Here is a 23,168-nt window from a genome sequence, read left to right as displayed (position 1 = left end):
GCGTTGCACTACATCCCATTCGCCCGCACCATGCCTGCCGCCGATTCTCCTCCGCCCCGCCATCCGCACCTCACCAAAGCTGCTGCCGCCACGGCTACTAAGCTGCTGCCGTTGCTGCGGCTGCTGGAGAAAATGCAGCCGCTGGTCGTCAACGACTCCATCTTTCACCTCAAGCGCGTTCGCATTCAGGAGGAAATGACGCGGGCCTACGGCGAGCTGTTGGCCGAAAAGCCGCGCCATCAGGCGCTGCTCATCGCTTTCAAAACCCTGAGCGAGCTGGTGCAGGAGGAAACCCAAAACCTGAGCAAAGACGAGCGCAAGCAGGCCGCCAAGGAGCTGCTGCTGGCTACATTGCTCAACGCGCCCAGGCTTATCGGCGTGGCGCATCAGGCGCGGCTGCTGGCGTAGCAGTAGTATAGATGGGGCTGCGCCCCCACAACGGTAGGCAGCCAGTAGTGCGAGCACTGGTCCAAGCGCCCGCATTCTTCAGCCTTGCGCAGCCGGGAACTGCCACCGCTCTGCGTTGCACTCGTTGCAAATGCCCGATGCGGATAATAGCCGTAATTGTTGTCGAATGGTAATGACAACGAGTGCCCGGAGTAGCGCCTCGGCACAGCCCCGGCGGGCGGCTACCTTTGCGCCTCCTTGCGCAAGCTGCTGCTGCTGTTCTATGAAAATTCTGTTGGTCGAAGACGAAGCCAAGCTCAGCTCTTTTGTGCGGAAGGGCCTGGAGGGCGAGGGCTACTGGGTCGATGCGGCCTTTGACGGCCAATTGGGGCTGAGCATGGCCCTGCGTGGCGACTACGATTTGGTGATTTTGGACGTGAACCTGCCGTTGCTCAACGGCTTTGAGGTGTGCCGGCGCCTGCGGGCCGAGCTGCCGCAGGTCGCCGTTCTGCTGCTGACCGCGCTGGGCGGCATTGGCCACAAAACCGAGGGCTACGACGCCGGCGCCGACGATTACCTGGTTAAGCCCTTCGAGTTTCAGGAGTTGCTGCTGCGGGTGCGGGCCCTTTACCGCCGCTACCACGACGCCGGACCCGGCCGTACCCTGAGCGTGGCCGACCTCACGCTGCACCTCACCACCAAGCGCGTGGAGCGCGCCGGCCAGCCCATTACCCTCACCGCCCGCGAGTACGCGCTGCTCGAATACCTGCTCCTCAACCAGGGCCACGTGGTGTCGCGGGTGGATATCGCCGAAAAAGTGTGGGAGCTGAAATTCGATACCAATACCAACGTCATCGACGTGTACATCACGTACCTGCGCCGTAAGATTGACAAAGATTTTACGCCCAAACTCATTCACACAGTGGTGGGCATGGGCTACGTGCTGCGTGAGTAACCTGCTGCCTCCCACCGCCTGGCCGCCCACTGCCCGTTTGCTTCTATGACCATCCGCACCCGCCTCACGCTCTTTTTTGCCGGCCTGATGCTGGCCCTGGTCGCGGCGGTGTCGTGCGGAGTGTATTTCTTTGAGCGCAGCAGCCAGCGGGACACTTTTGAAGGGCTGTTGCTCCGTAAAGCCGAGGCCACGGCCAAGGTGTACGTGCGCCGGCACGACCGGCTGGAACCCACCGACGCCCTGCTGCTGCTGACCCAGGAAAACCAATACGAAGCCATTTACAACGACGCCAACCAGCGCGTGTACGCCAGCCGGCCCAACTCCGGGCTGGTGGGCACGGCCGGCTTGCTGCGCCGGGCGCGTACGGCCGGGCGCGTGGCTTTTGGGCAGGGCCCGGCGCTGGGCGTGGCCCTCTACACGAAGGAGGGGAATGAGCGGTTCGTCGTCATCGTGACGGCCGAGGACAAGTACGGGCAGGAGGGACTCGTGCGTTTGCGAAATAACCTACTCATTACTAATATACTGGGCCTGACCCTGGTGGTGGCCTTGGCCAACCTCTTCGCGGGCCGCGCCCTGAGTCCGGTGCTGGCGCTGAGCCAGGAAATCCAGGCCCTGTCCTCGCGTACTCTCGACCAGCGGCTTTCGGCCGGCAGCGGGCGCGACGAGCTGGGCCGGCTGGCGGCCCAGTTCAACGCCCTGCTCGCTCGCCTGGCCGATACCGTGGCCCAGAACCGGACCTTTGTGTGGCAGGCCTCGCACGAGCTGCGCACGCCGCTGGCCAACCTGCTGGGCACGCTTGATATTTCGCGGGCCTACGACGAGCGGCCGGAGGAGCTTCGTGCCGCGCTGGCCTCCGCCACCGAGGAGGTGCGCCGCCTCATCTCGCTCACCAACGACCTGCTGCTGCTGGCCGAGCTGAGCCAGGAAAAACCCGCCCACGACCTGCCCCTGACGCCCGTGCTCCTCACCGAACCCCTGCTCGATGCCGTGCAGGCCGTGCAGCGCCGCTACCCGGCCGCTACCATCGAGCTGCACCTGCCCGATGCCGTGGAGGACTGCCAGGCCCCGGCCCACGCCGAGCTGCTCACCCTGGCCCTCCTCAACCTGCTGGATAATGCCTGCAAGTACTCGCCCGCCGGTGCGGCGGTGCACGTGAGCCTGGCCGCCAGCCCCGGCGGCTGCACCTACACCGTGCGCGATGTCGGCATCGGCATCGACGCCGCCGCCCTGCCGCACATCTTTGAGCCCTTTTACCGGGCTGAGGCCGTGCGCGCCCGCATCAGCGGCAACGGCGTGGGACTGAGCCTGGTGCAGCGCATCGCGGAGCTGCACGGCGGGGGCGTGGCGGCCCAGTCGGCAGTGGGCGAGGGCACAGAGTTTCGGCTGTGGGTTTGAGGGAAAATGCTGTAACTATTTACTGCTCATCAACAAACATCCTCAACGGTCATGCTGAGCTTGTCGAAGCATCTCTACCGCTTCGTTGCCGCCGGAGGGTTTACTACTGCGGTAGAGATGCTTAGACTGCGCGGACGCCAGATGAAGCATGACGGCCATTCGGTGTCAGGAGTGGAATCAAACGGTTGCCAAAGTCACTGGCAAACCGGAATTATTCCCACATTAGAAACTTCTAATTCCCTTCCAATCTCAGGTTAATACAGCTACCGCACCTTTGCTTATTGCAAAAAGCGAAGAAACGGTTTATGAAAAGAATGCCCCTGCTCACGCTGGTGAGCCTGTGTGCCCTGTACTGCGGTACAGGCTGCTCGGAAGAAAAAAAAGAAGTAGAAGAGCAGATTAAGCTGGTGGCTACCAGTGCCCTGCAGAAAGATACCATCATCACCAAGGAGTACGTGGCCCAGATTCACTCCTTCCAGCGCATCGAGCTGCGGGCCCTGGAAAAAGGCTACCTGGAGAAGATTTATGTAGACGAGGGGCAGCACGTATCGCAGGGCCAGCTGATGTTTCAGATTAAGCCCACCATCTACCAGGCCGAACTGAAAAAATCCCAGGCCGAAGCCAACTACGTGGGCCTGGAATACCAAAACACCAAGAAGCTGGCCGATAAGAACATCGTGTCGGGCAGCGAGTTGGCGCTGGCCCAGGCCAAGTACGACAAGGCCAATGCCGACGTGTCGCTGGCCCGGACGCACCTGCAGTTTACCACAGTAAAGGCCCCGTTCAGCGGCATTATGGACCACTTCCAGGGCCGCCTGGGCAGCCTGGTGGATGAGGGCGACCTGCTGACCACACTCTCCGACAACAGCAAAGTATGGGTGTACTACAACGTGCCCGAAGCCGAGTACCTCACCTACAAGCAGCACGCCAAAGCCAGTGACAAAGCCACGAAGGTGAAGCTGCGCATGGCCAACAACGAGGAGTTTGACCAGACCGGCGTGGTGCAGACCATTGAGGCCGATTTCAACAACGAAACCGGCAACATCGCCTTCCGAGCCACTTTTCCTAACCCTGATGGGCTGCTGCGCAACGGCGAAACCGGCAGTGTGCTGATGACCGTGCCGCTGAAAAACGCCCTCATCATCCCGCAGAAAGCCACGTTCGAAGTGCTGGAGAAAAAGTACGTCTTCGTGATTGACAAAAAGAACGTGGTGCACCAGCGCGAAATCAACATCGCTTCCGAAATGCCCGACCTCTACGTCCTCAAAGCGGGCATCACCGCCACCGACCGGATTCTGCTCGAAGGCCTGCGCAAAGTTAAGGATGGCGAAAAAGTGAAGTACGATTTCCGCACGCCGAAGTCGGTTATCGATAACCTGAAAGTGTACAGCGAATAGCGGCAATGCTCGGAAAAGCACGTCATGCTGAGCTTGCCGAAGCATCTCTACCGCTTCGTAGCAATGGCATCTAATTACTGCTGCGGTAGAGATGCTTCGGCAAGCTCAGCATGACGGCCTTTTGGCTTCAATAACTCATTAGTTATGTTTAGTAAATTCATTCGGCGGCCCGTTTTCGCCATTGTTATATCGGTGGTCATTCTGCTGATGGGCGGGCTGTCCATCATGCAGCTGCCCACGTCACAGTTTCCGGATATCTCGCCGCCGCTGGTGATGGTCAGCGCCTCGTACCCGGGGGCCAGTGCCAAGGTGCTCACCGAGTCGGTGCTGATTCCGCTGGAGCAGGCCGTGAACGGCGTGCCGGGCATGAAGTACATGACCTCCGACGCGGTGAGCGCCGGCGAGGCCAACATTCAGATTGTATTCAACCTGGGCACCAACCCCGACCAGGCCGTGGTGAACGTGAACACCCGCATTGCGCAGGTGCTCAACCGCCTGCCGCTGCTGGTGCAGCGCGAGGGCGTAATTGTGAACCGCGTGGTACCCAACATGCTGATGTACGTGAACTTGTATTCGAAAGACAAGAACACCGACATGAAGTACCTGTTCAACTTCGCCGGTGTGAACATGATACCCGAGCTGCAGCGCCTGGGCGGAATCGGCCGGGCCAGCATCCTGGGCAGCCGGCAGTACGCCATGCGCGTGTGGCTGAAACCCGACCGCATGCGGGCCTACAACATCTCGGTTGATGACGTGATGAAGGCCCTGGAAGAGCAGAGCGTCATCGGCTCGCCGGGCCGTATCGGCCGCTCCGACGGCAAGCAGGCGCAGTCGCTGGAGTACGTGCTGAGCTACCAGGGCCGCTTCAACGACGTGGAGCAGTACAAGAACGTCATCCTCAAGGCCAACGCCGATGGCGAAAGCCTGCACCTGAAAGACGTGGCCAACGTGGAGCTGGGCTCGGAGTACTACGACATCTACTCCAACTTGAACCAGTACCCCTCGGCCGCCATCGTGCTGAAGCAAACATACGGTTCCAACGCCTCGGACGTGATTAAGGAGGTGAAAGCCAAGCTGGAGGAGTTGAAGAAAAGCAGCTTCCCGCCCGGCATGGACTACAAAATCACCTACGACGTGTCGAACTTCCTCGACGCCTCTATCGAGAACGTGATTCACACCCTGCGCGACGCCTTTATTCTGGTGGCGCTCGTGGTGTACCTGTTCCTGGGCGACTGGCGCTCCACCCTCATTCCGGCCATTGCCGTGCCGGTGTCGTTGGTGGGCTCGTTTGTGGCCATGCAGGCGTTTGGACTTACCATCAACATGATAACGCTGTTTGCGCTGGTGCTCAGCATCGGCATCGTGGTCGACAATGCCATTGTGGTGATTGAGGCCGTGCACGCCAAAATGGAGGAGGAGCACCTTTCGCCTTACAACGCCGTGCGCAAGGTGGTGGGCGAAATCAGCGGCGCCATCATCGCCATCACCATTATGATGACGGCCGTATTTATCCCGGTGTCGTTCATGAGCGGCCCGGTGGGCATTTTCTACCGGCAGTTCTCCATCACCATGGCTACGGCCATCATGATTTCGGGTCTGGTGGCGCTCACGCTCACGCCGGTGCTCTGCGCCATGATTCTGAAAAACAACCACGGCCAGGCCAAGAAGAAAACGCCCATGCAGCGCTTCTTTGACTGGTTCAACCGCGGGTTTGAGCGGCTGACCAACGCCTACGTGGGCCTGCTGGAGCGCATTGTGGCCAGCCGCCTCATCACCTTCGCCATGCTCATTGCCTTTGGGCTGGGCATCTGGGCCATCACGGCCCGGCTGCCGGCCGGCTTCATCCCCAGCGAAGACCAGGGCCTGATTTACGCCATTGTGCAGACGCCGCCCGGCACTACGCTGGAGCAAACCAATGCCGTGTCGCAGCGCCTGGCCGGAATGGCGAAGGACGTGCCTGGCGTCGCCAACGTGTCTTCGCTGGCCGGCTACGAGGTGCTCACCGAAGGCCGCGGCTCGAACGCCGGCACCCTGCTACTCGACCTCAAGCCGTGGTCGGAGCGCAAGGAATCCATTGCCGATATCGTGGAAAACCTGGAAAAGAAGGCGCACGAAATTCCGGGCGCGACCATCGAATTCTTCGAGCCGCCGGCCGTGCCGGGCTACGGGGCCGCGGGCGGCTTCCAGCTGCAGCTGCTCGACAAAACCAACTCCGGCGACTACAAGGCGCTGGAAAAGGTGAACGAGGAATTCATGGGTAAGCTCAAAAAGCGCCCGGAGCTGGCCGGCCTGTTCACCTTCTTCTCGGCCAACTACCCGCAGTACGAGCTAAAGATTGACAACGAGCTGGCCATGCAGAAGGGCGTGAGCATCGGCAACGCCATGAACACGCTGAGCATCATGGTGGGCTCGACCTACGAGCTGGGCTTCATCAAGTACCAGCGCTTTTTCAAGGTGTTTGTGCAGGCCTCGCCGGAATACCGCAAGCTGCCCGAGGACATCCTGAACATGTGGGCCAAAAACGACAAGGGCGACATGGTGCCGTTCTCGGCCTTCATGAAAATAGTGAAGACGCAGGGCGCCAACGAAATCAACCGCTACAACATGTACACCACGGCCTCCATCCGGGGCGGGGCGGCGGCCGGCTTCAGCTCGGGCGAGGCTCTGAAAGCGGTGCAGGAAGTGGCCAAAGACCTGCCTCATGGCTACGACATCGACTGGGGCGGCTTGTCGAAAGACGAGATGGGGCGCGGCAACGAATCGACCATAATTTTCAGCATCGTACTCATCTTCGTGTACCTGGTGCTGGCCGCGCAGTACGAAAGTTTCCTGCTGCCGCTGGCCGTTATTTTCTCGCTGGTGGCGGGCGTGTTCGGCTCGTTTCTGTTCATTAAAATATTCGGGCTAGCCAATGATATCTACGCCCAGGTGGGCCTGGTAATGCTCGTCGGCTTGCTCGGTAAAAACGCCGTACTGATTGTCGAATTCGCGGCCCTGAAGCACGAGGAGGGCATGAGCGTTAGGGACGCGGCCATTGAGGGTGCCAAAGTCCGATTCCGCCCCATTCTCATGACTTCGTTCGCCTTCATCGCCGGCCTCATTCCGCTGGTGGTGGCTACCGGCGCGGGCGCCATTGGCAACCGCACCATCGGGTCGTCGGCGCTCGGTGGCATGCTGTTCGGTACCGTGTTCGGGGTAATTATCATCCCCGGCCTGTACTTCTTCTTCGGCACCCTGGCCGGCGACAACAAGCTGATTCGGGACGAAAACGAGTCGCCGGTATTCGAAGGCGTGGAGCCCCGTGTGCAGCTGGAAGAAATGGAGCCTTATGCCTAAGGTGCGGTAAGCTTTAGCTTGCCGTGATAACACTAATAGTTAATAGTCAGTAACCTACACGGCAAGCTAAAGCTTACCTCACATTGAATGCCTAATAACCTGTTTTACAAATGCCTCGGCGCGGCTAGTCTGGCCCTCGCGGTAGGCGCCTGCAAAACCCCCGAGCTGGTGGTGAAAAATGAAAGCCGCAACGTGCCGGCCAGCTACCCCGTGGCGCCTTCGGCCGCGGCCGCCGATAGCGCCAATGCCGCCCGGTTGCCGTGGAAGCAGTTCTTTACCGACCCCAACCTGCAGGCCCTGGTGGAAACCGCCCTGCAAAACAACCAGGAGCTGAACATCACGCTCCAGGAAATTGAAATTGCCCGCAACGAAGTGCGCGCCCGCGCCGGCGAATACCTGCCTTTCGTGAACCTGGGCGCCCGCGCCGACGTGGAAAAGGTGGGCCGCTATACCCTGCAAGGGGCTACCGAAGAGCAGGTCGACATCAAGGAAAACCGCCGCACGCCCGACCCGCTCACCAACTTTCAAATCGGTGCGTTTGCCACCTGGGAGGTTGACATCTGGCACAAGCTGCGCAACGCCAAAAAGGCCGCCGCCCTGCGCTACCTGGCCACCGTGGAGGGCAAAAACTTCATGGTGACCAACCTGATTTCCGAAATCGCCAACGCGTACTACGAGCTGCTGGCGCTGGATAATCAGTTGGCCATCGTGCAGCAGAACATCGGCATCCAGAGTAACGCCCTGGAGCTGGTGAAGCTGCAAAAAGAGTCGGCCCGCACTACGGAGCTGGCTGTGAAGCGCTTTGAGGCCCAGGTGCAGCACACCCGCGCCCTGCAATTCAAGCTCCGGCAGCAGATTGTGGAAACGGAAAACGAGCTGAATTACCTGGCCGGCCGCTACCCGCAGCCCATTGCCCGCGACGACGCCTCGTTCAATACCCTGCTGCCGGCCGCCATCACCGCCGGTCTGCCCGCCCAGCTGCTCGCCAACCGCCCCGACATCCGGCAGGCCGAGCAGCAGCTGGGCGCCGCCAAGCTCGACGTGCAGGTGGCCCGCGCCAACTTCTATCCGCGGCTGGGGCTGTCGGCCGGCGCCGGCCTGGCGGCGTTCACGCCCGGCCTGCTGGTGTCCAGTCCCCAATCCCTGCTGTACTCGCTGGGCGGCGACCTGATAGCGCCCCTGGTGAACCGCAACGGTATCAAGGCCGCCTATTACAGCGCCAATGCCGTGCAAACCCAGGCCGTGTACCGCTACGAAAAAACGGTGCTCAACGCCTACATCGAGGTAGCTAACCAACTATCCAGCATCGGCAACCTGGCCCAGAGCTACGACGCCAAAGCCAAGGAAGTAGCAGCCCTGAACCAGTCAGTCGACATCTCGAACAGCCTTTTCCGCTCCGCCCGCGCCGAGTACACGGAAGTTCTCTTCACCCAGCGCGAAGCCTTGGAATCGAAGTTTGACCTGGCCGAAACCCGCATGCAGCAGCTGCAGGCCACCGTGAAGGTGTATCGGGCATTGGGCGGCGGCTGGAAGTAGGCACCCCATCCCCTAACCCCTTCCCCTCCGGGGGAAGGGGGACTAGATTTAGTATTTAGATTTACGATAGTTCCAATTTTAGATCTAAAAACTAGTCCCCCTTCCCCCGGAGGGGAAGGGGCTAGGGGTTGGGGTACCGGAAGGGACGGCGCTAGGGGTTGGCGCGCACCGTTTCAAATCCCCAGTTCCTCCCTTTTTCCACGGCGGGTACGCCGGTGGAGAGCCACTCGGGGGCTGGCGCGCCTTTGAGGTAGTGGTCGAAAAACTGCAGCTCGCGGATGGAGATGTCCTTGCGGTTTTCGCGCTTCACCAAGTTGTGGGCTTCGCCGTTGTATTGCAGCAGCCACACGGGCTTGCCCAGGCGGCGCAGGTCGGTGAACATTTCGATGCCCTGGTACCACGGCACGGCCCCGTCGGCGTCGTTCGACATGATGACCACGGGCGTTTGCACCTTGGGCAGCTGGAACAGCGGCGAGTTGCGGATGTAGAGGTCGGGCTTTTCCCAGAGCGTGCCGCCGATGCGGCTCTGGGTGCGCTCGTACTGGAACTGCCGGCTCACGCCCGATTCCCAGCGGATGCCGCCGTAAGCCGAGGTCATGTTCACGACGGGGGCGCCGGCCCAGGCGGCGGCGTACATGTTGGTTTGGGTGATGAGGTAGGCCACCTGGTAGCCGCCCCAGCTCTGGCCCTGAATGCCGATGCGGGCACCATCGACCCAGCTATTTTTCTTCAATTCCTCTACGCCCGAGTTGATGAACTCCACGGCCGACGGGCCGGGCTCGCCAATTGTGTAGCTGATGTCGGGCGTGAACACCAGGTAGCCGTTGCTGGCAAACATAGCAATGTCAAGCCGCGAAGGGGTGGGCGCGGGGGCCGTGTATTTGTAAAGCCCATCCGAGAGCTTTTCGTAGAAATACGACACCATGGGGTACTTTTTGGCGGGGTCGAAATTCTCGGGCTTGTAGAGCACGCCGGTGGCCTTGTAGCCCTTGGGCGTGGTCCAGTGCACCAGCTCGGCCGTGAACCAGTTGTAGTCCTGTTGCTGGGCATTGATGGCACTCAGCTTGGTTTCCTTGCCAAAGTCGCGGCTCACGTACACGTCGGGCGACATGCTCACGTTGGCCTTGGTGTAGAGCAGCACATCAGCGTTTTTGGCCCGCAGCAGCGGCGAATAGCTAAACTTGCCCATGGCCAAGCGTTGCGGCGCTTTGGTGCTGCTAAGGGCCTTTTGGTAGTAGCCCCATTCCTTGGTCACGTCATTTTGAGCCAGCAGCAGCAGCTCGTCCTTTGGCTCGATAAATTTCTGTTTTTCGACCGGCATGCGGTAGCGGAAAATCAGCTTATTGGCCCGGCCCAGGCCGTTGGTGAAGTTCACGGCGGTGCCGGTTTGGGGGTTCACTTTCCAGATGTCGTAGCGGTCAAACAGCAGCACGGCGGCGTCGTCTTTGGTCCAGGCGGCCACGCCGTAGGCCTCGGGGTCGGTGGGCGAGTCATTTTCCTCGTCGGTGAAGGACACGCCGGTTTTGCCAGTCAGGTTGGTGACTTTGCGAGTGGCCGCCGCGAAGGAAAACCACGCCTTGGCCGCGTCGTCGTACCACAGGGCGTAGTCGCCGTGGGGCGAGAGCTGGAAGCGGCTTTTGGCCGCCGTGGGGTTGATGGCGATGCGCTGGCCGGTGCGCGTCGAAACCAGGTAGGCTTGCTTGCGGGTGCCGCCTTCCCACTGCGCGGCAATGCGCTTGGCGGTGTCGGTCACGGCCAGCACGTACTCGGCGTTGGTGTTTTCGGCCAGGTACGAATCGCGCAGGTACTCGTCTTCCAGCTGCACGAATTTGTTGGCCTGCCGGGGGTAAATAACGGCCAGGTAGTTGCGCTGCAGGTCTTTTTTCAGGTTCTTGAGCTGCGTGGGCTGCAGGTAGTCGTCCTTGTAGTTCCAGATATCCAGCTTGGCGTGCTCAAATTCCACCAGCGTGGTGTCTTGCGGAATGGGGTCGGGCGCGGTGCCGAAAAACAGCTTCTCGCCGTTTTCGCTGAACACGATTTTGCCGAATCCGCTCGGCGACCAGCCCGTTTTCAGAGCCTTGTCGCTGGGCCGCATGAGGGTGGCGGCCGAGTCCTTCGTGAAGTCCGAATAGTACAGGCTGAACGGCTTCACCAGGGCTTTTTCGGGGTGCTTTTCGGCGGTGAAGGCCAGCTGCCGGCCGGCATCGTCGAAGGCCAGGTTCTTGTAGGTGCCCTTGCCCGTGCTCTGCTTCTTCACACTGCCGGAAGCCAGGTCGAACACGAACAACCCTGATGTTACGGACTTGCTTTTCTTGGGTGCCGCCACCGCAAAGGCTGTTTTGTTGCCCAGCTTGCTGAGCTGGTAGTCCGTGACCGACGCAAACTCGCGGGCCTTGCCCGTGGGCAGACTGATAACGGTGAGTGTGGCGCCGGCTTTCTTGGCGTCAAGCAGGTCATCGGTGAGCTTCTTAAGCGTATCGGTCGGGGCTTTGGTTTTGTCGTCTTTCAGCAATGGCTTGGTAGCCAGAAAGGCCAGCACCGAGGCCTTTTCGGCTAGCTGAAACGACTTCACGTTGGCGTATTTGGTGAGCTTGCCAGTTTCCAGGGCATAAATTCCCAGGGAATCCTTGGGCATGTCCTCGGGCTTTTTCTTCTTGATTTTGGCCTGCCGCACGTCCTGGTACAGCGGCTTTATCTGGAAAACGGCATACTTGGAATCGGCCGAAAATACGGCCGAATCGCCGCGGCTGATTTGTCGCAATGTGCGGTTGCCGGCCGTTTTAATGTACAGCACGCCATCGCCCTGCTGAGGCTTCACCTGGTAGAGCACGTACTTGCCGTTGTTGCTGATTTTCTGGTTGGCGACGCTTTCCCACCGGTCGTAAACGGTGTGGTCGAGGGGCTTTTTGGGCGCCTGCTGCGCCGAGGCAGGCTGTAGGCAAACGAGGCAGGCAAAGAGAAATAGCAGCTTGGTCATAGGAAGTAGGGATTATATCCAAATGTACGTCCGGGAAAAAACCAGCGGAAAGTAAATTGGTTAGGACGAAAAAAGACAAGCCTGAAGTCAGCAGGCAAGACGAAGGTGGGCCGACCCAATCCACGTTCAGCGCTGAGGCTACCGCGTAAAAATTAACCTGCTCCGTAAACAGAGGCCGTGCGTGCGGCCATAACCCACCAGCACTGAAACCGTATGGGTACTATTATCTTCACATTCCCTCTTTCACCATGCACAAGCACCTTCTTTCCCTATTCGCCGCCGCCGCCCTGCTGTCCAGCTGCGAAACCTCACAATCTAACACCAAAGACCAGCTCAGCGAAGCCGGTCAGGATACGGCCGTGATGGCCAGTAATGGCCAGACCGCCGCTGGCATGGCTGCCGAGGGCGCCGCAGCCGTCGACAATGCCTGGGACATGACCAAGGCCAAGCTGGCTGACGTGAAATACGACGAAATCACCGGCAGCGACGTTACCGTGCGCGGCGATGAGAACTACAACGTATACAGCGTGGACGAAACCGTGCTTTTCGATACCGACAAAGCTGCCATTAAACCTACCGCTGCGGCCGCCCTCGACCAGATTACCGGTTCTATTGGCAAGCGCTACGGCCAGGGCCAGGTGCGCGTGATGGGTTTTGCCGATTCGCGCGGCGATAAAAGCTACAATAAAGAGCTCAGCGAGCAGCGCGCCGAAGCCGTGAAAAACTACCTGGTGGCCAACGGCAAAATTGACGCATCTCGCCTGACTGTGGAGCCCATGGGCGAAGCCCAGCCCGTGGCCACGAACGCCACCGCCAGCGGCCGTCAGGAAAACCGCCGCGTCGAAATCGCGGTGCGGACCAAGTAGTCCACATAGATTTTATATGAAAGGGCCGGATGCTACGCGTTAGCATCCGGCCCTTTTTGTATTTGCTCGGGTTGGGAATCATCCCTCCGCGCGCAGTACTTCCAGCGGCGAGCGGCGCAGCACGTCGCGGCTGTTGAAGAGGCCAATACCGGCGGTAAGTGCCGTAACCAGCGCGGCCAAACCCAGCAGAGGCAGCACCGCCGCGCCAAAGCCAACTTCAAACACCCAGAACGCGAGCGCCCAGGCCGCCAGCACCGCCAGCAGAATGCCGGCCAGCGAGGCCATCAGCCCCAGCAGGCCGTATTCGATTAGTGTGATGCGCAAAATCTGGGCGCGGCTGGCGCCCAGCGTACGTAGCAGCACGCTTTCGCGCACCCGCTGGTAACGGCTGATAACCACCGAGCTGCTGAGTACCAGCAAGCCAGTGAGGATGCTGAAACCGGCCATGAAGCGGATAACGAAGGAGATTTTGCCCACAATGTCGTCCAGGGTTTGCAGTATCAGGTTCAGGTCGATGGCCGACACGTTGGGAAACTGCCGCACCAGCGCCTGCTGCACCGCCGCCAGGGCCGCCGTGCTGTCGGTGCGCGTGAGCAGCACGTGGAATTGCGGCGCCTGCTCCAGCACGCCGGCCGGAAACAGCACCAAAAAGCTGGGCTCGACCCGGCTGCGGTCAATCTCACGGGTGCCGCCCACGATGGTACGCAGCGGCGCGCCCTGCACGTTGAAATCCAGGGTGTCGCCCAGCTTGAGTTTAGCCCGCTCCAGATAGCCGCCGTCCACCGAAATAAGGGGCGTGCCATCGGGTCGGCGGCCGGGCGCGACGCCCGCCAGCAGCTTTTCGGAAGGGTTGAGGGAGTCGCGATAAGTCACGCGGTATTCGCGGGAAAGCACCCAGGGCGGAATGCCGCTGGTGGTATCCTTTTTCAGCGCAGCCGCGGAACGGCCGTTGATGGCGGCCAAGCGCATGGTGACGATGGGCACTCGCAGCAGCACCGGCAGCCGCTGCGCCCGCAACAGGTTTTCGACCCCGGCCACCTGCTCACTCTGAATATCAAACAACACCAGATTGGCCTGCGAGCCGGTGCTGGCCAGCTGCACCCGGCCCAGCAACAGCGCCTGCGTCAGAAATAGCGTGGCGAGCAAGAACGTGCCCAGTCCGATGGATGTAATCAGGGTAAGCGTTTGGTTTTGGGGGCGATACAAGTTGGCCAGACCCTGGCGCCAAGCGTAGCCCCAGCCCGCCGGAAAAAAGCGCCGCACCGAAGCCATCAGCAGGCGGCCCAGGCCCGCCAGCGCGGCAAACGCCGCCAGCAGTCCGGCCCCAAAGCCCAGCGTGAGCTTCCAGTCGCGGGTTTGGCTGTAGGCAAACCCTAGAATAAACAAGCCGATGGCACTCAGTACGAGGCCGCGCGCCGGGTCGGGCGCGGCGGTATCGTCCTCAAAAGCCGCCCGCAGCACCCGCAGCGGCGACACCCGCCGGATGCTGAGCAGCGGCAGCAGCGTAAAGAGCACCGCCATCAGCAGGCCCGTTACCAGGCCCGTGCCCACGGCCGGCCACGACACGCTCATATCGATGGTGACGGGCAGGAAATCGCCCAGCACCCGCGGCAGCAGCCCCTGCACGGCGGCCCCGAGCGCGGCCCCCAGCACCGCGCCCACCAGCCCCAGGCCGGCCGTTTGCAGCAGGTAAATGAGCAGCGCCTGCCGGCCGCTGGCGCCCAGACAGCGTAGCACGGCCACAGCGGCCAGCTTTTCGCGCACGTACAGGTTCACGGCGCTGGCCACGCCCACGCAGCCCAGCAGCAGCGCCACAAACGCCACCAGGCTCAGGTAGCGGGTGAGGTCGGCGAAGGAGCGGCCCAGCTGTCGCTGGCGCTCCGCCACGGTGTCGGTATCGATGTCGGCTTTGTCGAGGCGCTCTTGCAGGAGTTTGATAACGGCCGCCACGTCGGTACCGGGGGCGAAGCGGTACGCGCGTTTGTACTGCACCCGGCTGCCGCGCTGCACCAGTCCCGTATTGGCCACCAAACTGGCCGGAATGAATACCGTGGGCGCCACCGCGCTGCTAAAGCCCGACTGCCCCGGCGTCTTCAGCACCCGCCCCACAATGGGCAGCGTAATCTGTCCCACCTGTACTGAATCGCCGATTTTGGCCCCAAACTGGGCCAGCAGCACGTCGTCGACCAGGGCGCCGGGGGCGGCGTCTGGCCGGGCAAACTGCTGGGCCGCGCTGCGGGGCTCGGTCTTCCAGTTGCCGTAGAAAAAGCCGCCGCTACGGGCGCGCACCTGCACCAGCCGCACGCCCCGGCCGGGCCGGAACTCGGCCAGCGAGGCAAAGCTGATTTCCTGAATTTGGGCCTGCCCCATCTTCTGCAAAGCCGGCTCCAGCTCCTGGGCAAATGGCTGGTTGGCCGACAGCACCAGGTCGGCCCCTAGCAGCTCCCGCGCCTGCTCGTCGATGCTGCGCGCCAGGTTATCACCAAACGAATTGATGCCCACCAGCGCCGCGATGCCCAGCACAATGCTCGCCATGAAGAGCAGCAGCCGGGCCCGGCTGCGGCGGCTGTCGCGCCATGCCATGCGCAGCAGCCAGCTCAAACCCGGCCCCGCGCTACGCATTGGCCCGGTCATGAGCCGCGTTGCGGGAATCGGCCAGCACGGCGCCGCCGCGCAGGCGCAGGGTGCGTTGGGTGCGGGCGGCCAGGTCCAGGTCGTGGGTTACGAGCACGAGGGTGGTGCCGGCTTCCCGGTTCAATTCGAAGAGCAGGTTCACTACCCGCTCGCTGGTGTCGGGGTCGAGGTTGCCGGTGGGCTCATCGGCAAAAAGCAGCGCGGGGCGGTTGGCGAAGGCGCGGGCCAATGACACGCGCTGCTGCTCGCCGCCCGAGAGCTGGGCCGGGTAGTGCGCGGCGCGGTCGGCCAGCCCCACGCGGTCGAGCAGGGCCAGGGCCGTTTTGGCGGCGCCGCGCTGCCCGCGCAGCTCCAGCGGCACCAGCACGTTTTCAAGCGCCGTGAGCGTGGGCAGGAGCTGGAAGTTCTGGAAGATAAAGCCCACGTGCTCGCTCCGCACGGCCGCCCGCTGGTCTTCGCTCAGGCTATCAAGCTGAATGCCTTTCACCCACACGCTGCCCGAAGTGGCGCGGTCAAGGCCGGCGCACAGGCCCAGGAGCGTGGTTTTGCCCGAGCCCGAGGGACCCACAATGGCGAAGGTATCGCCCGCCGTCAGCTCGAAGCTGACGGCTTGCAGCACCGTGAGCTCGTGCCCGGCGCTGGCGTAGGTTTTGGTAAGGTTATCGACTTTTAAAATACTCATGCAGGGTTTTTTGAACAATAGAAAGGGGAGGCGGAATACCGAAATTGCGCGAAATCCGGCGCCGGTAAAACAAGGTTTGGGGAGAATTGGTCCGCCCAAGCCAGCAATTCGCGAAAACTAACGGTAACCGCCCGCCGCACGTAACCGGACCGGCGGGCGTTGCCCCCGACCAGGGAAGACGCCAAAACCTTCGCTTTATTTTCCGCCTTTATGGTTTCGTGCCCAAAATGCTGCCCATGAATTTCTTCCGCCTCCCCTTCGCCGCGCTTTCAGTCTTGATTCTCGGCGCCTGCGATTCCAGTCCAACCACCACGGCACCCGTGGCCCAGACTGCTGCTTCAGCCACTCAAGCTGCTGCCAATGAGCCAGCTAAGGCCGGTCAAAAGCGGGTGCTGTTCTTCGGCAACAGCCTGACGGCCGGCTATGGCGTGGAGCCCGAAGAAGCGTTTCCGGCTCTGATAGGCGAGAAAATTGATTCCCTGGGCCTGGGCTATACCATCGTCAATGCCGGCCTGAGTGGCGAAACCACGGCCGGCGGCCGCAGTCGCGTGGGCTGGGTGCTGCGTCAGCCCGTGGATGTGTTTGTGCTGGAGCTGGGCGGCAACGACGGCCTGCGCGGCCTGCCGCTCACCGCCACGCGCCGCAACCTGCAAGGCATCATCGACACGGTGCGCCGCCGCAGCCCCGGCGTCCAAATCGTACTGGCCGGCATGCAGATTCCGCCCAACCTTGGGGCCGCTTACGCCGCCGATTTCAAAGCCCTTTACCAGGAATTAGCCACCAAGAACAAACTCGTGCTCATTCCCTTTCTGCTCGAAGGCGTAGGTGGCGACCGCCGCCTGAACCAGCCCGATGGCATCCACCCAACCCCGGCCGGGCACCGTCTGCTGGCGCGCAACGTGTGGGCCGTGCTCCAGCCGCTCCTTGTGAGCGAATAAGTGACTGAGCGACTGAGTAAACAGACTGTTGGTATACTGCTTAACCAAAAACAGTCGAGCCCCTTGCGGGCCATGCTTCGACAAGCTCAGCATGACCGGAAAAATACGTTTGCTGGTTTTCAAACCAAATAGCTTCTATATCACCCGCAGGCCGTTTACATCCACCTCGTCGCGCAGCAGCTCCAGGTTGCGGTAGGCGAGGGGCCGGCCGTCGTCGGTGCTGAGGTCGGGGAGGGGGCCGCGGGCCGCGTCGAGCGTGAGTTGGGTGAGCTTGCGCTCGCCGAGGTAGATGGCCACGGGTCTGCCCCGGCTGGGGTCGTGTTCGGCCAGGGCGTGGTCAATTTCGGCCAGGATGGTGCTCATGGGAATTGAGATTTTCAGGTGGGACGCGAAATATAGAATATTTTCAATGATACCGGGAGCCGACCGTGGTTCTCAGTAGCCGGCAATATCCGTGGCCGGCTCGCCACGCCCGGCTCCTACCTTTGCCGTATGACTACCCCCACGCCCACGCCCTTTGCTTCAGCCACGGATACCCGGCCCATTGGCATGTTCGATTCCGGCATTGGCGGGCTCACGGTGGCCCGCGCCGTGGCCCGGCGCCTGCCCCACGAGCGCATCGTGTACTTCGGCGACACCGCCCACCTGCCCTACGGCGACAAAAGCGCCGCCGCCATTCAGGCGTACTCCGTTAAGATTTGCGACCTGCTGCTGCGCCAAAAGTGCAAGCTGATAATGATTGCCTGCAACTCAGCCTCGGCTGCGGCCTACGAGCTGGTGCGCGAGTACGTGGGCTCCAAGGCGCGGGTGCTCAACGTTATCGACCCCATTGTGGCGCATTTGGGCCGCGCCTACGCCGGCCGCCGCGTGGGCCTCATCGGCACGAAGCAGACGGTGAACTCCAACGTGTATAAGAAGAAGGTGGACGACCTCGACGCCGGCGTGGATTTGCAGTCGCTGGCCACGCCGTTGTTGGTACCTATGATAGAGGAAGGCTTCTTCAAGAACTCCATCAGCGACGATATTATTGCCGCTTATCTCGGCCACGCCGCCCTGGCCGGCATCGGCGCGCTGGTGCTGGCCTGCACGCACTACCCGCTTATCAAGGAGCAGATTGCGCGCTACTACGCCGGCCGTGTGGATGTGCTCGACGCCTCCGACGTGGTGGCCGCCGACGCCGAGGCGTATCTGGCGGCGCACGGCTTGCTGGCCCCGACCGCCGGCGCGGCCCCGGTCCACCATTTCTACGTGTCGGATTTCACCCGCTCCTTTGAGGAAAGCACGCGGCTGTTTTTCGGGAAGGAAGTGCATTTGGAGCACTATCCGCTCTGGGAGTAATGCCCGCAGGTTTGCACTGATGATTATCTTATAACCTGCTGCTGGCCGCTGGCTTTCGTCGAATGGCCGTAGCTTTGCCGGTAGTGTTTCCTGATTCAATTCACCATTTTACCAACTCTCATGATTAAACAAAATACTCCTCTCTGGCGGCGCACCCTGCTGGCCCTGATAGCCCTGGCGCTGCCCTTGGCCAGTTTCGCCCAAAACCTGACCCAGGCTGATTTTACCGGTCTGGTGGTGCCCCAGTATACTAGCAGCGGCACTGCTACCCGGCTGCCGGTCCTGTACCGGGCCACGGTGAGTAACCTTACTCCCAGTACATTGTATCGCTACTACAACCAGGCCGGCATCAGCACCGACCTGGGTGGCGCTGTGACCGGTGCCGGTAACCCGCTTCTGATTACGCCGGGGGCCACCCCCGCTGCCACCACCTATGCTTACTCTACCTCGGCCAGCCTGACCATGGCCGGCGGCTACGCCACTTTTACCACCAATGCTGCTGGCAGCTACACCGGCTGGTTTGGCTTCGTAAACACCGGTAATGCTCGCTTTACGCCCGGCAACCAAGTGTACATGACCATTGTACTGGCTCCTGATGCTACCCCGACCGTGGTGGAAAAGCGCCTTGCGCTGAACCAGACCATGACCGTACTGGCGCTGGGCACCGGCGCTACCGCCACCGATGCCACCGTGTTGAAAGGCAGCTCGGCGGCAACCCCCAAAAACCTGGTGGCTGTATACGATAACGTGGCCGGTACCGGCCGTCCTCTGGGCGTAACGGTAGTGGAGGCGATTGGTGCTACCATTGCCAGCGTACCTGCGGCGTACTCGACCACGGCCGGCGATTGGACTACGCTCGAGCCCAACTCGGCTGGTAAGGTACTCCGCGTGGAGCAGCGCTCCGTGGTGGATGGTACCGTGGTGGGCTGCGCCTCTGATGCCGACGGCATCTGGCCCAGCGGTGCTAATACCGTAAATCCTTCCGGTGGTACTACTCCCGTGGTCCTCACCGCTACCGATGCGCCGCTGAACATCAATGCCTGCGGCACCGCCGCTACGGCCACGGTTACGGCTACCCCAACCACGCTCACGGCCTTCACCGCCGTCGTGGGCACGCCCTCGGCCACCCAAACTGTAACGGTAGGCGGCACCACGCTCACGGCTGATGTCGTGGTGACGGCCCCCACCGGCTACGAGGTTTCGCTGAGCGCTACCACTGATTTTGCTTCTTCCGTGACGGTGGCCCAAACGGCCGGTACGGCTGCTAATACGCTCGTTTACGTGCGCCTCACCGGCGCTGCGGTTGGCGCCTTCGCCGGCAACCTGACCGTGGCCAGCACTGGCGCTACCACTGCCAACGTGGCCGTTGTGGGTACGGTAACGGCCGTGGCCGCGCCCACGCCCACCATCACCAGCTTCACGCCGGATTCCGGCCCCGTTGGCACGTCAGTAACCGTGACCGGCACCAACTTCACCGGCGCTACCGGTGCCACGCTCAACGGCACGGCCGTCACCAACTTCGTGGTCGTGAGCGCTACTTTGATTACGTTTGATGTGCCTGCTGCTGCTACCAGCGGTACCATTGTCGTGACCACGGCCGGCGGTACCGCTACCAGCCCAACCGCATTCACGGTAACGGCCCCGGTAACGCCGCCCGCCATCACAGCCCTTGCGCCCAACGCCCAGGTGGCCGGTGGCCCCGATGTAGTTTTGACCATCACCGGTACGGGCTTCACGCCCACTTCCACGGTCAACTTTAACAGCGTGAGCTACACCCAGACCAGCAGCACGGCTACTACCCTGATGGTGACCATCCCCGCCAGTGCGCTGACGACGGCCGGCAACTATCCGGTTTCGGTGAGCAATGGCACTGTTACGTCCAACGCCTTCACCTTCACCGTCTCGAACCCCAGCACCGCCGGTGCTTTCGAAGACTTCGAAACCGGTACCAAAGGCGGCTATGCGGCCGCTTCGGTTACCCTCGCCAGCGGTGCTTGGACCTTCTCTGATGCCCTCATCGGCTCTTCCTTCTCGGACCGGTTCAACGGCCTGAAATCAGCCCGTATCCGCGCCGGTTTCATCCGCATGGACTTTGATAAGGCGAACGGGGCTGGTGTGGTAACGGTAAATGCCGGCCAATACGGCATTGATGCTGCTTCCTCGTTCATCCTTGCTATATCGACCGATGGCGGCGCGACCTTTACCACCGTACCCGGCGCGCCGGCTGCGCTCACGACCACGCTCACGCCCTACACCTTCACGGTGAACCAGACCGGCAACGTGCGTTTCCGCATCTCCAACACCACGACGGCTACTACCACAATTCCGCGTATCAGCATTGATGATATCAGCATCACGGATTTCGTGGCCTCGGCTACCAACGCCAGCAAGGCCATGCCCGGCCTGACGGTGTCGCCAAACCCAGCCACCGACCGCATCACGGTAGCGCTGCCGAAAGCCGGCGCCGCCACGGTTGCCCTGCGCGACCTCACCGGCCGTGTGGTGGTGGCTCCTGCTGCCCTCGCTGCCAACCAGCAAATGGAACTGCCCGCCAGCCTGGCTGCCGGTGTGTACCTGTTGGAAGTACGCCAGGGCGCGGTAACCGCCGTGCGCCGCGTGCAGAAAAACTAGTTTGCCAAACGCCACCCTCACCATTTCAGGTGCGGGCAGTGTTTAAATAAAAAAAAGCTCCTGCCACGGCAGGAGCTTTTTTTATGCCATGAATAGTACGAGAGGCTGGCGTGCGTCTCCGACAAGCTGCCACTGGCTTGGAGCCATTGGCTCAGGATAAGGCGGCAGGGCGTTGGAAACGTGCGTCAGCGGATTTAAGCAGTTGTATAAAAGAAAACTCACCTTGAATGGCTGGCAACCAATTGCTAATCAAAATGAAAGCTTGCGGCTTGCAGCTTATGGCTTAAAGCGTATCAGAGCTTTTCTTCGAGCCAGAGGTAACCGGCAGCCAGTAGGAACAAGCCGAAGAACCACGCCGCCGGCCAGGGCACCTGGATGGTGTCGGTAGGCTGGGGCGCCGCCTGAGCTTGAGCGGCGTATTGCGTTACGGCTTGCTGGCGCTGCTGCAATTCGGGCCCTTGCCAGGCCGAATCCGGGAAGACATAAAAGCTGTGGACGGTGCGTCCTGGTCCCCGTACCTGATGCCAACCGGCAGCGGAAGGCCAGAAAAGCCCGGTGCTCCACTCCGGCAAGCGCGAGTCCTGGCGCAAAGCCAGTCGTACCGCAACACCACTTGCAGCCAGGCTGATGGTAGGTTGCACTTCGGGCAAAGTAGCAGCCAAATGCAACGTTAGCGGACGCAGCGGGCGGGGCCAGCGGGCACCGGCATGCCAGGTTGCAGCCGGTTGCGCCGGTGGGGTCGCCGCCGTCAGCAGCCGGTTCCAAAACGAGGCATAAACAGCTGACTGCCCTTGCAGCGCCCAGCGGAATGTTTCGGGCACCACCGATACGACCACGAAACCCAAACCCGCGCGCCGGCTGGCAGCCAGCAGCGCCTGACCCGGCCCCGAAACCAGCGACCGCAAAGCCGGGGCCGGCCGCAGCTGCGCGGGAATAGCCGTGCGCGCCTCCGCCGGGGCGTCGGGCCACGTTAGTACTTGAGGCACGGCCTGGGCCGCCGCCCGGGGCAAAATGGCAAAATCCGTTCGCATGGGAACCGTGCGGGGCAGGGGTGTGGCCTCGGCCAGCACCACCAGCCCGAGCCGGCCCGCCCCGATGGCAGCCTGCAGCGCCTGCGCTTCGGCCCCCGCCAGGCCGGCCAGTGTGGCGGCATCAGCAACCACTAAGGCATAATTACTTAATAAAGCTGGCGTAAGGCGGTTGAGCGCCTTTTTCGGCTGATTGACAAAGTCGGTCTGCACCATGCCCCGGCTGACGGTGGTGCGCAGGGCTACCGGGTAGTGGGCCTCGCCCAGGTAGTTTTTCAGGAATTTGAATTCAAATGAAGGCGTGGCAGTCAGCAGCAAAACCGCTGGCAAATCGGACGTGGTAATCTCGACCGGCACGGGCTCGGTGGTTAGCAGCTGGCCGTCGCGGCGTAGCTCCAGCGCGTAGCGCGCCAGTCCCGCTGCCTTGGGCTGGTAGCGCAGCCGAAACGCGCCGCCGCCCGCCGCCAACCGCACCGAATCGCGCACGGTACCCGCCGCGCGCAGGCAGACCCAGGCGGGCACACCAGTTTTGGGCAACGCCACGATTCCTTCAACCCACAGGGCTTCGCCCAAGGCCAGCTTTTGATTCCACAAAGCGGTTTTGATGCCCGTGAAAGCTGCCGCCGCGTGCCACTGCACAGCGAGGCTACCCAGGGCTGGCAAGTCGGCTGCGGCCACCCCGCGCCCCACCAGGTGCAGCCGTTTGAGCGCGGGCCGCTGCTCGGTGAGAGTGAGCAGGCTGGCGAGCGGGCGGGCCTGGGCGGGTGCCTTGCCCGGCCCGAAATACCACAGGGGCGTGCCCGCTCCAAGCTGGCGCACCAGCTGCCGTAGGGTGTCGGGGTGGTAGCCTTCGGTGAGCACAATGGCTTGGGCGCGCGCCGCCGGTAACTGGCGCATCGGCGGGAAAGCCAGCAGCCAAAGGGCCGTGGCCGCCAGTGCTCCGGCTGCCATCCGGGCCCAGCGCTGCCGCTGCCGCCGCCACGCCAGCACCACCAGCCCAATGCCCAGCGCCAGGCAGCAAGCCAGCAGGATGTAGTAAGCCGAAGAACCGGAGGGCGTAAAAAGCAA

Annotated in this window: 15 protein-coding genes; 10 read left to right on the top strand and 5 right to left on the bottom strand. The window is 61.9% G+C overall.

Annotated features, from left to right (window positions below; genetic code table 11):
* Window positions 1-30 precede the first annotated feature (30 nt).
* The 6 genes from GM79_RS07695 (at window position 31) to GM79_RS07670 (ending at window position 9,006) form a co-directional block, all read left to right on the top strand.
* A complete protein-coding gene (locus tag GM79_RS07695; protein WP_152559893.1) occupies window positions 31-408 on the top strand; it encodes a hypothetical protein in 378 nt (125 codons plus the stop codon).
* A gap of 262 nt (window positions 409-670) precedes the next feature.
* Window positions 671-1,342 (top strand): response regulator transcription factor, encoded by a 672-nt coding sequence (locus GM79_RS07690; RefSeq protein ID WP_035561746.1) that lies wholly within the window; start codon window positions 671-673, stop codon window positions 1,340-1,342.
* A gap of 45 nt (window positions 1,343-1,387) precedes the next feature.
* On the top strand, window positions 1,388-2,737 hold the full coding sequence (locus tag GM79_RS07685) for a sensor histidine kinase (RefSeq protein WP_035561743.1): 1,350 nt from the start codon (window positions 1,388-1,390) through the stop codon (window positions 2,735-2,737).
* Window positions 2,738-3,042: 305 nt separating this feature from the next.
* Window positions 3,043-4,134: an efflux RND transporter periplasmic adaptor subunit gene (locus GM79_RS07680; RefSeq protein WP_035561741.1), complete on the top strand. Its 1,092-nt coding sequence runs from the start codon at window positions 3,043-3,045 to the stop codon at window positions 4,132-4,134.
* Between the two features lie 144 nt (window positions 4,135-4,278).
* Window positions 4,279-7,470, top strand: a complete 3,192-nt coding sequence (locus GM79_RS07675) for an efflux RND transporter permease subunit (RefSeq protein ID WP_035561738.1) — start codon at window positions 4,279-4,281, stop codon at window positions 7,468-7,470.
* 87 nt (window positions 7,471-7,557) lie between these two features.
* Complete coding sequence (locus tag GM79_RS07670; protein WP_035561735.1) at window positions 7,558-9,006, top strand: TolC family protein; 1,449 nt, start codon at window positions 7,558-7,560, stop codon at window positions 9,004-9,006.
* 151 nt (window positions 9,007-9,157) lie between these two features.
* Here GM79_RS07670 and GM79_RS07665 read toward each other — a convergent pair whose 3' ends face one another.
* Window positions 9,158-11,983: an alpha/beta hydrolase family protein gene (locus GM79_RS07665; RefSeq protein WP_035561732.1), complete on the bottom strand. Its 2,826-nt coding sequence runs from the start codon at window positions 11,981-11,983 to the stop codon at window positions 9,158-9,160.
* 248 nt (window positions 11,984-12,231) lie between these two features.
* On the opposite strand from GM79_RS07665, the gene GM79_RS07660 reads away from it, so the two are divergent.
* Entirely contained in the window at window positions 12,232-12,849 is a 618-nt protein-coding gene (locus tag GM79_RS07660) for an OmpA family protein (RefSeq protein WP_051718636.1), read from the top strand.
* A 78-nt stretch (window positions 12,850-12,927) separates the two neighbouring features.
* Here GM79_RS07660 and GM79_RS07655 read toward each other — a convergent pair whose 3' ends face one another.
* Entirely contained in the window at window positions 12,928-15,483 is a 2,556-nt protein-coding gene (locus tag GM79_RS07655) for an ABC transporter permease (RefSeq protein WP_051718635.1), read from the bottom strand.
* Window positions 15,464-16,165, bottom strand: a complete 702-nt coding sequence (locus GM79_RS07650) for an ABC transporter ATP-binding protein (RefSeq protein WP_035561793.1) — start codon at window positions 16,163-16,165, stop codon at window positions 15,464-15,466. Before GM79_RS07650 ends, GM79_RS07655 begins: the two co-directional genes overlap by 20 nt.
* 236 nt (window positions 16,166-16,401) lie before the next feature.
* Between GM79_RS07650 and GM79_RS07645 the strand changes: the two genes are divergently transcribed.
* Window positions 16,402-17,103 carry an arylesterase gene (locus tag GM79_RS07645; protein ID WP_035561790.1) on the top strand — a complete coding sequence of 234 codons (702 nt, stop codon included), beginning with the start codon at window positions 16,402-16,404 and terminating at the stop codon, window positions 17,101-17,103.
* Between the two features lie 135 nt (window positions 17,104-17,238).
* Here GM79_RS07645 and GM79_RS07640 read toward each other — a convergent pair whose 3' ends face one another.
* Window positions 17,239-17,466: a hypothetical protein gene (locus GM79_RS07640; protein ID WP_035561729.1), complete on the bottom strand. Its 228-nt coding sequence runs from the start codon at window positions 17,464-17,466 to the stop codon at window positions 17,239-17,241.
* A 129-nt stretch (window positions 17,467-17,595) separates the two neighbouring features.
* On the opposite strand from GM79_RS07640, the gene murI reads away from it, so the two are divergent.
* Entirely contained in the window at window positions 17,596-18,441 is an 846-nt protein-coding gene (gene murI / locus GM79_RS07635) for a glutamate racemase (RefSeq protein ID WP_051718633.1), read from the top strand.
* Between the two features lie 120 nt (window positions 18,442-18,561).
* Window positions 18,562-21,072: an IPT/TIG domain-containing protein gene (locus tag GM79_RS07630; protein ID WP_035561727.1), complete on the top strand. Its 2,511-nt coding sequence runs from the start codon at window positions 18,562-18,564 to the stop codon at window positions 21,070-21,072.
* 293 nt (window positions 21,073-21,365) lie between these two features.
* Here the strand turns inward: GM79_RS07630 and GM79_RS07625 are convergent, their stop codons facing one another.
* Window positions 21,366-23,168 (bottom strand): hypothetical protein, encoded by a 1,803-nt coding sequence (locus GM79_RS07625; RefSeq protein ID WP_035561724.1) that lies wholly within the window; start codon window positions 23,166-23,168, stop codon window positions 21,366-21,368.

Origin of the sequence: Hymenobacter sp. IS2118, from assembly GCF_000715495.1 — a bacterium.
Taxonomy (GTDB): domain Bacteria; phylum Bacteroidota; class Bacteroidia; order Cytophagales; family Hymenobacteraceae; genus Hymenobacter.
Note: the sequence above shows the minus strand (reverse complement) of the source record. Positions and strands in the feature narration are given on the sequence as shown.